Consider the following 13,210-nt stretch of genomic DNA (forward strand, 5'->3'; position numbering starts at 1 on the left):
CTGGGTACGCCTAGTACGCGTCCGTGCCCTCGGCGAAGAGGGTCACGTGCAGCCCCGCCGCCACCTCGAGGCGCGAGTTCAGGGAGTGCCACGGCGTGACGGTGGGCGGGGCGACCAGCTCCGCGCCCGCCCCGACCAGCCGGTCCGTCATGCCGGGGGTGTCGTCGACCTGGAAGGCGAGGCGGATCTTCGGGGCGACGTGCCGGCCGACCTCGACGTCGTCGATGAGGTCCTTCTGCGCCGGGTTCGCGATCTCGAGGGTGGCCCGGCCCGCGCCCAGGATCGTGACCTCCGCCCCGCCGTCGCTGGAGTAGGTCTCCTCCACCGGCAGCCCGACCACGTCGCGGAAGAACGCGACGGCCTTCTCGTAGTCCTCGGCCTCGACGACGACGCGCAGCTGATGGACGCCCATCTCGCGAGCGTACCCACCCGCGTCCGGGGTGACCATGGGCGCGTGCGGCGCCGCGCCCTGGCGGGTGTGGGTGGGGCGTGGTTGTCTCGTCGCCACGACCTGAGGAGGCGTCATGGCGGCAACCGTGCAGATCACCTTCGACGCGGGCGACCCGGCGGCCCTGGCCCGGTTCTGGGCCGAGGTGCTGGGGTACGAGCTGGAACCGCCGCCGCCGGGCTTCGCCTCCTGGGACGAGGCGCTGACGGCATGGGGAGTGCCCGAGGAGCGCCGCGACGAACGGTCCGCGCTCCGGGACCCCGACGGTGCGGGCCCGCGGCTGTTCTTCCAGCGCGTGCCCGAGGGGAAGACGGCCAAGAACCGGGTGCACCTGGACGTGCGCACCGCGAGCGGGATGCGGGGCGAGGAGCGGATGGCGGTCCTGGAGGAGCGCTGCGCGCAGCTCGTCGCGCTCGGCGCCCGCAGGGTGCGTCGCTTCGAGCCCGACAACCTGGATGGCGGGCACATCGTCATGCAGGACCCGGAGGGCAACGAGTTCTGTCTCGACTGAGGGGGCGGCGGCCGCTCGCCGTGACGGCCGGTCCTCGGCGTGCGAGCGGCGAGCTGTCCACCTACCGTCGAAGAACCCAGTGACCGCCACCGCACGTTCTGTGAGACGGAGGAGGAGCCGTGGCATCGAAGAGCAGCACCACGACGGATCACGACGAGATCCGGCAGTGGGTGGAGAAGCACGACGGCAAGCCCGCGAGCGTCCGGGGGACGGAGGGCTCGGGCGACGCCGGGGTCCTGCGCATCGACTTCCCCGGCGGAGCCGGCGAGGACCAGCTCGAGCACATCAGCTGGGACGACTGGTTCGCCAAGTTCGATGAGGAGAAGCTGGCGTTCCTCTACCAGGAGCAGAAGGCCGACGGCAGCGACTCGACCTTCTTCAAGCTGGTCTCCCGGTGAGCGCGGAACCGAGCCCCACCGAGCAGCCCGCGGCGTTCGAGCCGCGCCGGGTCGTGGTCACCGGAGCCGACTCGGGGATCGGCAGGGCGACGGCCGTCGCGCTCGCCGCCCCCGGGCGGCAGGTAGGCATCACGTGGCACGAGGACAGCGACGGCGCCGAGGCGACGGCGCGGGAGGTCCGGGCCGCCGGCGCCACCGCGCACGTGCGCCGGCTGGACCTCACGGAGCCGCAGAACGGCGCCGCGGTCGTCGACGAGCTCGCCGCGACGATGGGCGGCGTCGACACCCTGGTGATGAGCTCGGGGACGGGGACCTCCACGCTCCTTCTCGAGATGGACTACGCCAGCTGGCGCGACGTCGTCGCCGTCGACCTGGACGGCGCCTTCTGCTGTCTGCAGGCCGCGGCACGCCACATGGTCGCTGCGGGTGACGGTGGCCGGATCGTCGCCATCACCTCCGTCCACGAGCACGCCCCGCGTGTGGGGGCGGGCCCCTACTGCGCCGCCAAGGGTGGCCTCGGCCTGCTGGTGAAGGTGGCCGCTCTCGAGCTCGCCGAGCACGGCATCACCGTCAACGCGGTCGCGCCCGGCGAGATCGCGACCCCCATGACCGGCCAGGAGGACGAGTCGGTCCTGGTCGACAAGTACCGGCCCGGGATCCCCGTCTCCCGCCCGGGCGACGCCCGTGAGATCGCCGCCACCGTGGCGTTCCTCTGCGGGCCGGACGCCGCGTACGTCAACGGGGCCTCGTGGGCGGTCGACGGCGGCATGCTCACCATGGGGCCGATGGCCGGGTCGCACCTGACCAGCGACGACTGGCGCCGCCCCTGAGCGTGTTTCGGTCTCTCACGGACCCGGCGCAGGCGGACGAGCCGTCGGCCGACCGGCCGCTGACGGACCAGCCGCCGGCGGACGAGCCGCCGACGGACCAGCCGCTGGCGGCCGCCCGTCCGACGACGGCGTGAGTCAGCCCAGGTCCGCGCCGAGCCACCGCTCCGGACGCAGCGAGATCACCACCTGCTCGCCGAGCTCCGCCCGGGCGAAGTCGATGTAACGTGCCGCCGCCCGCTCCGGCAGGTACCGGTGGGCGATCTCGTGCAGGTGCTCCTCGGTGCCGGGCTCGATGCCGCTCACCGGCCCCTCGACGGACACGTACCTGACGGAGGGCCGGACGCGGTCCACCATCATGGTGAACCGGCCGGCGGACTCGATGAGCCGCGTCTTGCGCGAGCGGGCCCCCGTGAGCACCCACAGCAGCGCGCCGGGGGAGTACTGGTACCAGATCGGCACGGTGAGCGGCGCCCGCCCGTCCCCGCCCTCCACCGACAGCGCCGCCACGTGCGGCTCGGCCAGGAACTGCTCGCTCTCCACCCTCGTCAGTGCCATGGCGGGACGTTATCCAGTCCCACCGACACGGGCGAGATCCACCCGCAGATCGCCCGCGAGCGACGCACCGATCGCCGTACCGCAACGCCAGGGCGCCCCTACACTCGCGCCCACAGTTCGTCGGGGGACGGCCGGGTCAGCGACGCCCCGACCGGCCACCACATGCCCTGTCAGGTGCGTCGCGGAGGACACCATGACCCCTTCACCAAGGCCGGACCTCGACCTCGCCGCACTCCAGGAGCGCGTCACCGGACGCGTGCACCGACCGGGCGAGGCCGGCTACACCGGGCTCGCCACGCCCTGGAACCTCGCCGTCGCCACGTCCCCGGCCGCCGTGGTCGAGGTCGTCAGCGCCGACGACGTCTCCGAGGCCCTGCTGTTCGCCGCCGCCAACGGGCTGCCGGTGGCCGTCCAGTCCACCGGGCACGGCATCGCCTCGGACCTCGACGGTGCGCTGCTGATCCACACGGGCCGGCTCGACGAGTGCACCGTCCACCCCGAGGGCTGGGCGCGCGTCGGTGCCGGCGTGCGGTGGGCGCGCCTGCTCGCCGAGGCGGCGCCGCACGGGCTGGCCGGGCCGGTCGGGTCGGCGCCCGACGTCGGCGTCGTCGGCTACACCACGGGCGGCGGGATCGGGCCCCTCGCCCGGACGTGGGGCGCCGCGTCCGACCGCGTCCGCGCGTTCGACGTCGTCACCGGCGACGGCATGGTCCGGCGCGCCACGGCGGTGGACGAGCCGGACCTGTTCTGGGGGCTGCGCGGCGGCAAGGGCGCGCTCGGCGTCGTCACCGCCGTCGAGCTCGACCTCGTCCCCCAGGCCGAGGTCTACGGCGGCGCCCTCTACGTCGACGGCGCTCACGCGGCCGCGATGCTGCACACCTGGCGCGAGTGGTGCCGGGGCCTGCCGCCCGAGGCGACGACGTCGGTCGCGCTGCTCAACCTGCCCGAGGGCGTCCCCGGTGTTCCGCCGCCCCTCGCGGGCCGGTTCACCGTGGCCGTGCGGTTCGTCTGGACGGGCGACCACGGGCGCGGCGCCGAGCTCTTCACGCCGCTGCGCGCCGTCGCCGAGCCGATCATCGACATGGTTGGCCCGATGCCCTTCGCGCAGATCGGGATGGTCCACGCCGACCCGGTCGACCCGCTGCCCGCCAGCGAGTACAACCACCTGCTCCGCGACCTGCCGGCCGAGCTCGTCGATGCGCTCCTGGAGGTGGCCGGGCCCGGGACGTCGTCGCCGCAGCTCATGGTGGAGATCCGTCAGCTCGGCGGGGCGCTGGCCAAGGAGCCGGCCGTCCCGAGCGCCGTGTGCCACCGCGACGCGGCGTACTGCCTCGAGCTCGTGGGTGTTCTCGTCCCGCCGCTGGCCGAGGCGCTCGCAGCGCACGCCCGGGTGGTGGCCGAGGTGGTCGCACCCTGGGACACGGGCGGCGTGCTGCCCAACTTCGGCGCCCACGCCGGCGCCGGGGGCGTCGCCCGGTGCTACGACGACGTCACCCTGGCCCGCCTGACCGAGCTGGCCGAGCGGTACGACCCGGCCCGCCTGCTGCGCATCGGCCAGGTCCCGCCGCGCACACCCGCGGGCGTGCCGGCGGTGACGTCGCCGGACGTCGCGGTCGCCGCCGTCGCCGAGGCACCGGCCACCACCGCGGACGAGGAGCCGACGGCGCAGGGGTGACCTGCGTCGTCGTCCGGGCAGCCGGGCGAGCAGGCGCCTTGTGCGGCCCACCGGAGAGGAGGAGGCTGGTCCGGGAGGTGCCGCCATGGCCGACCACGTCTCGACGACGAGCATCGACATCGACGCGCTCCCGCGCACCGTGTGGACCGTCCTGACCAGCCCGGAGCTCTCGCGGCACGTGATGTTCGGCGCGAGCGTCGCGAGCGACTACGTGCCCGGCAGCCGGATCACGTTCACCGGCGAGTGGGAGGGCAAGCCGTTCCAGGACCACGGCGAGATCGTGGAAATCGAGGAGCCGCGGCTGCTGCGCTACACCCACTTCAGCCCGCTGACCGGCGAGCCGGACGTGCCCGAGAACTACCACACGCTGACCTGGACGCTCGAGGAGACCGCCCACGGGACACGGGTCACCCTGACGCAGGACAACAATCCCACCGAGGAGGCCGCCCAGCACTCCACGGAGAACTGGCAACGGGCCCTGGCGGGGCTGAAGCAGGCGGCGGAGGTCTTCAGCGGCTGACAGGATGGTCGACCGTGACGACCTGGCACGAGCACGCGATCTTCTGGCACGCCTACCCCCTCGGCCTCGTCGGCGCGGAGCCGGTGCTCGACCCCGCGGCTCCGGTCGCCCACCGGCTGCCGCGCCTGGCCGGCTGGCTGGACCACGCCGTCGAGCTCGGGGCCTCCGCGCTGCTGCTGGGGCCGGTCTTCACGTCCCACAGCCACGGCTACGACACCGTCGACCACTTCACGATCGACCCCCGCCTCGGCGACCGCGGGGACTTCGACGCGCTCGTCGCCGCCGCCCACGAGCGCGGGCTCAAGGTCGTCCTCGACGGCGTCTTCAACCACGTCGGGTCCCGGCACCCCGCCTTCCTGCGCGCGGTCGACGGCGGACCCGACCACCCGGAGGCGGGGCTGTTCCGGCTGACGTGGCCGGAGGGTGCGACGGCCGGGACCCGGCCGGGGTACGCGACCTTCGAGGGGCACGAGGGTCTCGTGGCGCTGGACCACGACGCCGACGCCGTGGCTGAGCTCGTCGAGGAGGTCATGCGGTACTGGCTGCGTGCTGGGGCCGACGGCTGGCGGCTCGACGCCGCGTACGCGGTGCCGCCCTCGTTCTGGGCGAAGGTGCTTCCCGCGGTGCGTGCCGAGTTCCCCGAGGCGTACGTGGTCGGCGAGGTCATCCACGGCGACTACGCCGGCTTCGTCGCGGCCTCGGGGGTGGACGCGGTGACCCAGTACGAGCTCTGGAAGGCGATCTGGAGCAGCCTGAACGACCGCAACCTCTACGAGCTCGACCACGCCCTCGGGCGGCACAACGCCCTGCTGGAGACGTTCGCGCCCATGACGTTCGTGGGCAACCACGACGTCACCCGCATCGCCTCGCGCCTGAGCGACCGGGGCCACCTGCCGCACGCGCTGGTCGTCCTGTTCACCGTCGGCGGCGCGCCGTCGGTGTACGCCGGCGACGAGTACGCCCTGGAGGGTGTCAAGGAGGAGCGGCTCGGCGGCGACGACGCCGTCCGGCCGGCCTTCCCCGACGTGCCCGGCCAGCTGGCGGGCGACCTCGAGGTCCTCCGGCTGCACCGCGAGCTGATCTCGCTGCGCCGCCGCCACCCGTGGCTCCACCGCGCGCGGACCGCCCCGCTCGAGCTGTCCAACGAGATCCTCGCGTACGAGGTGACGGCGCCGGGGGAGCGGCTCGTGGTCGTCCTCAACCTCGGGGACGGCGAGGCGGAGGTCGGCGCGCGCGCGGGCGGGGTCCTGGCCGGCGGCGCGGACCTCGACGGCGACCGCGTCCGGGTGCCCGGGCACGGCTGGGCCGTCCTGGGCTGACGCCGCCTGGGCTCCGCCGCTCCGGGGCGCGGTTCCCCTAGGGTGAAAGACGTGGAGACTAGCGACCTGATCTGGAACAGGGCCGTCCGTGCCGAGCAGCCGGACTCCTTCCGGGAGGGTGACCGGGCCCTGCACGACGTCTCCCAGCTCACCGGTCTGGCTGCCAACGGCGGCCTCCTGCACGCCGTCGGGGCGCTCGGGCCCGTGGAACTGGGCGCGGCGGTCGCCGGTCTGCGCTGGCTGGAGCTCGAGGGGCTGGCCGGGGAGACCGAGGCCTTCGCCCCGATAGGCTGAGCGCCGGTCGTCCGACATCCCGCGTCGGCCGTCCGTTCCACGAAGAGAGACATGGACACAGACCACATACCCTCGGCCGCGTACCTCGGACATGAGGCGGTGCGCGGCCGGTGACCCCAGTCCTGTCCCTTCTCGTCGGCGTGGTCGTGGTCCTGCTGATCACGGCCGCCACCGGCTACTTCGTCGCCCAGGAGTTCGCCTACATGGGCGTCGACCGCTCGCGCACGAGCGCCCGTGCCCAGGCCGGGGACGACGGCGCGAGGCGGGTTCTCTCCATCACGCGCCGCACGTCCTTCATGCTCTCCGGCGCCCAGCTGGGCATCACCGTCACCGGGCTGCTGGTCGGCTACGTCGCCGAGCCGCTCATCGGCACGGCGCTCGGCTCGATGCTCGGCGGTGCCGGCGTCTCCGCCGGGGTGTCCGCCGCCACCGGCGCCGTGCTCGCGCTGCTCTTCTCCACGGTCGTGCAGATGGTCTTCGGCGAGCTCTTCCCCAAGAACTTCGCCATCGCCAGGCCCGGGCCGGTGGCCGTCCGGCTGGCGCGCTCGACCACGATCTACCTCACGCTCTTCGGCTGGCTCATCTGGGTGTTCGACCAGGCCTCCAACCTGCTGCTGCGAGCCCTGCGGATGGAGCCGGTGCACGACGTCGAGCACTCGGCGACCGCCAGGGACCTGGAGCACATCGTCGAGGAGTCGCGCGAGACCGGTGACCTCTCGGTCGAGCTGTCGATGATGCTCGACCGCATCCTGGACTTCCCGCGCCGGACGGTCGAGCACGCCATGATCCCGCGCTCGCGGGTGGACACCGTCGAGGACGTCGACACGGTCGGCCACGTCCGCGCGCTCATGACGAGCGGGCACTCGCGCTACCCCGTCCTCGCAGAGAACACGCAGGACGTCGTCGGCGTCGTGCACCTGGCCGACGTCCTCAGCACCGACGAGCCCGACGGCGCACCGGTCACCGCCCTCATGCGCCCGCCGCTCGTGATCTCCCACCTCACCGCGCTCCCGGACGCACTGCGCCGGCTCGGCGAGACCACGAACCAGCTCGCGTGCGTCGTCGACGAGTACGGCGGCTTCACCGGGGTGCTGACCCTGGAGGACCTGGCCGAGGAGCTGGTCGGGGAGATCACCGACGAGCACGACCCCGTCGTCCCCACCTACCGGCCCGAGGAGGGCGACGGCGTCTGGGTGATGTCGGGCGACGTCCACGTCGACGAGCTCGAGCGCGCCCTCGGCGCGGACCTGCCGCGGGGCGACTACGAGACCGTCGCGGGCCTCGTGATGGCCCATCACGGCGGGCTCGCCGGGGTCGGCACCGCCTTCGACATCGAGCTGCCGCCGGACCCGGGAGACCTGGTCCGCGACGGCGACCCGGAGCCGAGGTTCATCCGGGTGGAGGTCCTGCAGGTCGAGCGGCACGTGCCGTCGACCGTGCGCATCACTCTGCCGAGTGCCGACGGGGAGGTGGACCGGTGATCGAGAACCCTCTCGTGGTGCTGGCCGCGACCGTGGCCATCGTCGTGCTCAGCGCCTTCTTCGTGGCCGTCGAGTTCTCTCTCATGGCCGCCCGCCGGCACCGGCTCGAGGACGCGGCCGCGGGCAGCCGGGCCGCCCGCGCCGCACTGCGGAGCTCCTCGGAGCTGACGCTGCTCCTGGCCGGCTCGCAGCTCGGCATCACGGTGTGCACCCTGGCGCTGGGCGCGATCACCAAGCCCGCCGTCCACCACTGGCTCACCCCGCTCCTCGAGGGCTGGGGCGTGCCGCTGGTGGCGGCCGACGTCGCCGGGTTCGTCCTCGCCCTCGTCATCGTCACTTTCCTCCACCTCGTGGTCGGGGAGATGGCACCCAAGTCGTGGGCGATCGCGCACCCGGAGCGGTCCGCGATCCTGCTGGCGCTGCCGATGCGGGCCTTCATGTGGGCCGCGCGGCCGCTGCTGCACGCGCTGAACGCCGCGGCGAACTGGCTGGTCCGCAAGGCCGGCGCCGACCCGGACGCGCCCGCGTCGGGAACCGACCCCGACACGCTGCGCCACCTCGTGGAGCACTCGGCGAACGTCGGCGCACTGGACGCGCGGTACTCCGCCCAGATCTCCGGCGCCCTGGAGATGCAGGAGCTCACGGTGGGGGAGCTGGTGGGGAGCGGTCCGGCGACGATCGTGCCCGCCGGCGCCACGGTGGGAGCGGTGCGCGCCGCCACGCGCCGGACCGGCCACCTGCGGGTGCTGGTCGGCGACGGCGACAAGGTCACGGGAGTCGTCCACGTCCGCGACACCCTCGCCGCGCCGGACGAGGCCGACGCCGAGCCGTTCGTGCGCGACGTCTTCACCCTCGACGAGGCGACCACCGTGCACGCCGCCCTCGCCACCATGCGCCGCACGCGCAACCACCTCGCCGTCGTGACCGACGGCGACCGGATGGTGGGTGTGGCCACGCTCGCCGACGTGCTGCGACGCCTCTTCCCGGCCGTCGGGGCGACGGCGTAGCCCGGCGGGCGCGCGGACAGGGTGCGACGCGGCCCACGTGGTCGGCGGCGACCAGGGTCGGGCAGTCATGCAAGACTGTCCCCCAGGCATCAGCAGGACAGGTGGAAGGGGACCCTTGATGAAGAGCTCGCTAGTGATGTTCGCCGCCGAGCAGGTGGAGCACGCCGAGGCCGGCGGCGCGACCGTGAGCCCGTACGTCCTGGGAGCGCTCACCCTGGCGGTCTTCGTCCTCCTGCTCCTGGTGACGTACGCCTTCCGCAACGTCCACACGCGTCACTGACCCTGCAGGAGCTGCGATGGCGTGGGGTCCTCGGCCGAGGCGGCGGGTCGGTGTCATGGGCGGCACCTTCGACCCGGTGCACCACGGGCACCTCGTGGCGGCGAGCGAGGTCCTGGAGTCCTTCGCGCTCGACGAGGTGATCTTCGTCCCGACCGGCGAGCAGCCGTTCAAGACCGACCGGGACGTGACCCAGGCCGAGCACCGCTATCTCATGACGGTCGTGGCCACGGCGTCGAACCCCCGCTTCACCGTCTCGCGCCTGGAGATCGACCGGCCGGGCAAGACCTACACGATCGACACGCTGCGCGAGCTCAAGGCGCAGATGCCCGACACCGACCTGTACTTCATCACCGGTGCGGACGTCCTGCCGCAGATCCTGACCTGGAAGGACGCCGACGAGCTGTGGTCGCTCGCCCACTTCATCGGCGTCACCCGCCCGGGCCACGAGCTCGACACCTCCGGGCTTCCGGAGGCCGGGGTCTCGTTGCTGGAGGTGCCGGCGATGGCGATCTCGTCGACGGACTGCCGTCGGCGCGTCGCCGCGGGCAAGCCGGTCTGGTACCTCGTGCCGGACGGTGTGGTGCAGTACATCGCCAAGTACGGCCTCTACCGCAGGGGCTCGGCGAAGGTCGACGACTTCTCGCGGCCCCGGCCGCGCATGACGACGAGAGCCCGGGACGAGCGCAGCGTCAAGCTGCCGCCCCGGGCCGTGGGAGCAGGTAAGTGAACCAGCAGGAACCCTCCACCGAGACGGGCGGTCTGGGAGAGCGCAGGCGGCGCCGCGAGGCGGAGCGCGCCGCACGCCTGGCCGCCGAGCGGGCCGGGCAGGCGCGGCCGCTGACCCGGCGTGAGCTGCGCATCCGCCAGCTCGAGGAGCAGGCACGCCTGGAGGCCATCGCCACGGGCGAGCTGCCGCTCGTGGACGACGATGGCAGGCCGCTTCCGCCGGAGGCCGCCCTGGCGCGGTCGGTCGCCGCGACGGGGACGACGACGGACGGTGCCGCCGGTGCCGAGCGCTCCGACGCGCCGGTGCCGCAGGCCAGCACCGCGCACTCGTCGGTGCGGCAGCCCCGCACCGCGCAGCCGCCCGCGCCGTCCGCGCAGCCGCCCGCGCCGTCCGCGCGGGACCGGGTGGCGGACGCCGCCCCGACGCCGGCAGAGGACCGCGGCCAGATCCCGGCCGCTCCGGCGCCGGCCCCCGCACCCGACCGGGCCGCCGCGCCGGCGCCTGCCTCCGCACGGGCAGAGGTCCCCGCCCGCGTGACTCAGGCCGACCAGCCCGCCGCCCCGGCAGCCCCCCTTTCCAGGCGCTCCTTGCGCGACCGGGTGAGGAGCGACGTCGCGGTGCCCGAGGACGGCCCGACGGAGCGCACGGCCACGGCGCGCCGTCCGGTGGTGCGCGCCCCGCACACCGCCAAGGGCATCCGCACCCTGGACGCCACCGGCACGCTGACCGGCGTGCAGCCCGTCGCGGCCGGCTCCGCACAGCCGTCCCGTCCCGGGCCGGTGGCCGACGAGCCGCCGGTGACCACCGACCCGGCCGGGTGGGAGTCCGCCGTCGGCCTTCCCGCGGTCACCGACGACGGCACGCTCGTCATCGACGCCGTTCCCTCCGGTGCTCCGGACACTGCCACGCCCGCGTCGGCGCCGAGCGCCCCCACCACCGGCGCCCCCGCGTCCGGTGCCCCCGCGTCCCGCGTCCCCACCTCCGGTCGCGAAGCCGCCGGGCGGACGACCGCCGCTCCCGCCCCCGCCCCGGCCCCGGCCCCCGCCGACGCACCGGCGCCCGCGACGGCAGCCCCGGCCGCTCCCGGCCCGGCTTTCACACCCGTGAGGCGTGAGCCCACCGAGGCGGAGCGGGCACGGTCGGCGGCGTCTCCCAGCCGGTTCCCCTCGGCGGCCAGCGGGCCCGAGGCCGTCGCCGCCGCGGCGCTGGACGAAGGCCCCGACGAGGAGGACTACGACGACGAGGCGCGCCCGCAGTGGGCCTCCCTCGCCGAGTTCTCCGCCGCGTCCTCCCAGTCGCCCGACGAGTCGTCCGAGCGCGCCGGTCATGAGCCCGCGCGGCGCTCCGTGCGCGAGCGCATGGCCGGCCCGGTCAGCGGTCCGGGCGCCGACGGCGTGGAGGACCTCGAGGACGACGGCCACGACGAGGACGCGGACACCCGCAACCCGGCCGCCTCGCTCGTCAAGATCGTCGCCCTGGTCCTCGTCGCGATCGTCATCGGCCTCCTGATCGGTCTGCTGGCGTTCAACCAGGAGGCCGACGGTGCGTCGATGCGGATCCAGTCTCTCGCGCAGGTGACGTCGGTGCTGCTCGGGCCGACCCCGTAGGATCGCCCGAGACACTTTTTCGTCCCGAGGAGACCTGTGGCTGCTGACGACCGATCCCGCCATCTAGCCGTCGTCGCCGCGCGCGCGGCGGCCGACAAGAAGGCCGAGGAGATCATCGCGCTCGACGTCTCCGAGCGGCTCGTCCTCACGGACGTCTTCCTCGTCGTCTCCGGCAGCAACGAGCGCCAGGTCAAGGCGATCGTCGACGCGGTGGACGAGGCGCTGCACAAGGAGGGCGCCAAGGCCGTGCGCAAGGAGGGTGTGAGCGAGGCACGCTGGGTCCTCATGGACTACGGCGACATCGTCGTCCACGTCCAGCACGAGGAGGACCGCGAGTACTACGCGCTCGAGCGGCTGTGGAAGGACTGCCCCGTCGTCGACCTGCCGGCCGACCTGCACGTTCCGGCGGACAGCGAAGATCGGGCATGACGGCAGGAACCGTCATCCTGTGGCGCCACGGTCAGACCGACTTCAACGCGGCGCGCCGGCTGCAGGGGCAGTCGGACATCCCGCTCAACGACGCGGGCACCCGTCAGGCCAACCTCGCCGCGACGGCGTTGGCCGCGCTGGAGCCGACCCGCATCATCACCTCGGACCTGCAGCGTGCCGTCTCCACGGCCCGGGCCCTCGCCGACCGCACCGGGATCCGGCCCACCACCGACTCGCGCCTGCGCGAGCGCAGCTTCGGCGCCTGGGAGGGGCTCACCCAGGAGGAGATCCAGGCCTCGTGGCCGGACGCCTTCACGGCCTGGCGGCACGGGCGTGAGCCCGACGGCGTGGGGGCGGAGACCCGCACCGGCTGCGGGACCCGCGTGGCCGCCGCGATCGAGGAGGCCGCGACGGAGCTCACCGCCGACGACGTGCTCGTGGTCGTCGGTCACGGCGCCGCGATCACGCTCGGGCAGACCGTGCTGCTCGGGCTGGACCCCGGGAACTGGTTCGGCCTGACCGGCCTGGAGAACAGCGGGTGGACCCTCATGCACCCCAACCCCGGCCGGGCGCCGGCGTGGCGCCTCAGCGCCTACAACCTCGGGCTGGACTGACCGCTCCGAGCCGCCGCTGGCTGCGTCGGGCTACCGCTGACCCCGCTCGAGCAGGGCAGTCATGTCCGGCAGGCCGAAGTACTGTGCGGTGGCCCGCGAGCTGGGCGCGCCGGCGTCCGGGTCGGCGCCCGCGTCGAGGAGCAGCCCCGCGATCTCGGTGTCCTGCCTGAAGACGGCGCACGTCAGCGCGTTCTGCGACCGGTCGTTGAGCCGTTCGACGTCGGCGCCCCGCTCGAGCAGCGCCCGGACCGTGCCGGGCCGCTGGTGGTAGGCGGCGAGGATCAGCAGCGTGTCGCCCTTGGCGTTGGTGAGGTCCACGGGGGCTCCTGCGTCGAGCAGGGCGCTGAGGTCCTCGGTCCGTCCCTGCCGCGCCATGTCGAACATCTCGTGGGCCAGCGCGACGGCGTCCTCGTCGGTCATGGGCCCACGATAGGGGCGGGCCCGGGGCGGCCGCGGGGGTGCCCGCTCCGCAGGACCCGGGAGCCGCCCGGGACTATGGTGAGGCAGGTGCTCGC

Annotated in this window: 17 protein-coding genes; 14 read left to right on the forward strand and 3 right to left on the reverse strand. The window is 74.1% G+C overall.

All coding sequences use genetic code 11. The annotated features are described in order from the left end of the window. Nucleotides 1-10 precede the first annotated feature (10 nt). Complete coding sequence (locus ABD774_RS09190) at nt 11-448, reverse strand: VOC family protein (protein ID WP_486327289.1); 438 nt, start codon at nt 446-448, stop codon at nt 11-13. A 76-nt stretch (nt 449-524) separates the two neighbouring features. Between ABD774_RS09190 and ABD774_RS09195 the strand changes: the two genes are divergently transcribed. The 3 genes from ABD774_RS09195 to ABD774_RS09205 all read left to right on the forward strand — a co-directional run bounded on the left by ABD774_RS09195 (nt 525) and on the right by ABD774_RS09205 (nt 2,187). Continuing rightward, complete coding sequence (locus ABD774_RS09195) at nt 525-959, forward strand: VOC family protein (RefSeq protein WP_345040141.1); 435 nt, start codon at nt 525-527, stop codon at nt 957-959. A 119-nt stretch (nt 960-1,078) separates the two neighbouring features. Continuing rightward, a complete protein-coding gene (locus ABD774_RS09200; protein WP_345040143.1) occupies nt 1,079-1,357 on the forward strand; it encodes a hypothetical protein in 279 nt (92 codons plus the stop codon). Continuing rightward, on the forward strand, nt 1,354-2,187 hold the full coding sequence (locus ABD774_RS09205) for an SDR family oxidoreductase (RefSeq protein ID WP_345040145.1): 834 nt from the start codon (nt 1,354-1,356) through the stop codon (nt 2,185-2,187). Before ABD774_RS09200 ends, ABD774_RS09205 begins: the two co-directional genes overlap by 4 nt. 135 nt (nt 2,188-2,322) lie before the next feature. Here the strand turns inward: ABD774_RS09205 and ABD774_RS09210 are convergent, their stop codons facing one another. After that, on the reverse strand, nt 2,323-2,742 hold the full coding sequence (locus ABD774_RS09210; protein ID WP_345040147.1) for a pyridoxamine 5'-phosphate oxidase family protein: 420 nt from the start codon (nt 2,740-2,742) through the stop codon (nt 2,323-2,325). Between the two features lie 193 nt (nt 2,743-2,935). Between ABD774_RS09210 and ABD774_RS09215 the strand changes: the two genes are divergently transcribed. From ABD774_RS09215 to ABD774_RS09265, 11 genes are all read left to right on the forward strand, one after another. Further along, nucleotides 2,936-4,417, forward strand: coding sequence for an FAD-binding oxidoreductase (locus ABD774_RS09215; RefSeq protein WP_345040149.1), 1,482 nt, complete (start codon nt 2,936-2,938; stop codon nt 4,415-4,417). Nucleotides 4,418-4,502: 85 nt separating this feature from the next. Continuing rightward, nucleotides 4,503-4,937 carry an SRPBCC family protein gene (locus ABD774_RS09220; RefSeq protein ID WP_345040152.1) on the forward strand — a complete coding sequence of 145 codons (435 nt, stop codon included), beginning with the start codon at nt 4,503-4,505 and terminating at the stop codon, nt 4,935-4,937. Nucleotides 4,938-4,951: 14 nt separating this feature from the next. Next, nucleotides 4,952-6,256, forward strand: coding sequence for an alpha-amylase family glycosyl hydrolase (locus ABD774_RS09225; protein ID WP_345040154.1), 1,305 nt, complete (start codon nt 4,952-4,954; stop codon nt 6,254-6,256). Between the two features lie 51 nt (nt 6,257-6,307). Next, on the forward strand, nt 6,308-6,550 hold the full coding sequence (locus ABD774_RS09230; protein WP_345040157.1) for a hypothetical protein: 243 nt from the start codon (nt 6,308-6,310) through the stop codon (nt 6,548-6,550). 110 nt (nt 6,551-6,660) lie between these two features. Further along, nucleotides 6,661-8,031 carry a hemolysin family protein gene (locus ABD774_RS09235; RefSeq protein ID WP_345040160.1) on the forward strand — a complete coding sequence of 457 codons (1,371 nt, stop codon included), beginning with the start codon at nt 6,661-6,663 and terminating at the stop codon, nt 8,029-8,031. Then, complete coding sequence (locus ABD774_RS09240) at nt 8,031-9,038, forward strand: hemolysin family protein (protein ID WP_345040220.1); 1,008 nt, start codon at nt 8,031-8,033, stop codon at nt 9,036-9,038. Before ABD774_RS09235 ends, ABD774_RS09240 begins: the two co-directional genes overlap by 1 nt. Before the next feature lie 118 nt (nt 9,039-9,156). Further along, nucleotides 9,157-9,318, forward strand: a complete 162-nt coding sequence (locus ABD774_RS09245) for a hypothetical protein (RefSeq protein WP_345040162.1) — start codon at nt 9,157-9,159, stop codon at nt 9,316-9,318. Between the two features lie 16 nt (nt 9,319-9,334). Then, nucleotides 9,335-10,045 (forward strand): nicotinate-nucleotide adenylyltransferase, encoded by a 711-nt coding sequence (gene nadD / locus ABD774_RS09250; protein ID WP_345040164.1) that lies wholly within the window; start codon nt 9,335-9,337, stop codon nt 10,043-10,045. Beyond that, nucleotides 10,042-11,652 (forward strand): hypothetical protein, encoded by a 1,611-nt coding sequence (locus tag ABD774_RS09255; RefSeq protein WP_345040167.1) that lies wholly within the window; start codon nt 10,042-10,044, stop codon nt 11,650-11,652. Before nadD ends, ABD774_RS09255 begins: the two co-directional genes overlap by 4 nt. A gap of 36 nt (nt 11,653-11,688) precedes the next feature. Further along, on the forward strand, nt 11,689-12,081 hold the full coding sequence (rsfS, locus tag ABD774_RS09260; RefSeq protein ID WP_345040169.1) for a ribosome silencing factor: 393 nt from the start codon (nt 11,689-11,691) through the stop codon (nt 12,079-12,081). Next, nucleotides 12,078-12,695: a histidine phosphatase family protein gene (locus ABD774_RS09265; protein WP_345040172.1), complete on the forward strand. Its 618-nt coding sequence runs from the start codon at nt 12,078-12,080 to the stop codon at nt 12,693-12,695. Before rsfS ends, ABD774_RS09265 begins: the two co-directional genes overlap by 4 nt. A gap of 30 nt (nt 12,696-12,725) precedes the next feature. Here the strand turns inward: ABD774_RS09265 and ABD774_RS09270 are convergent, their stop codons facing one another. Continuing rightward, complete coding sequence (locus ABD774_RS09270; RefSeq protein WP_345040174.1) at nt 12,726-13,115, reverse strand: ankyrin repeat domain-containing protein; 390 nt, start codon at nt 13,113-13,115, stop codon at nt 12,726-12,728. Nucleotides 13,116-13,210: the final 95 nt, after the last annotated feature.

Origin of the sequence: Georgenia daeguensis (genome assembly GCF_039537705.1) — a bacterium.
Taxonomy (GTDB): domain Bacteria; phylum Actinomycetota; class Actinomycetes; order Actinomycetales; family Actinomycetaceae; genus Georgenia; species Georgenia daeguensis.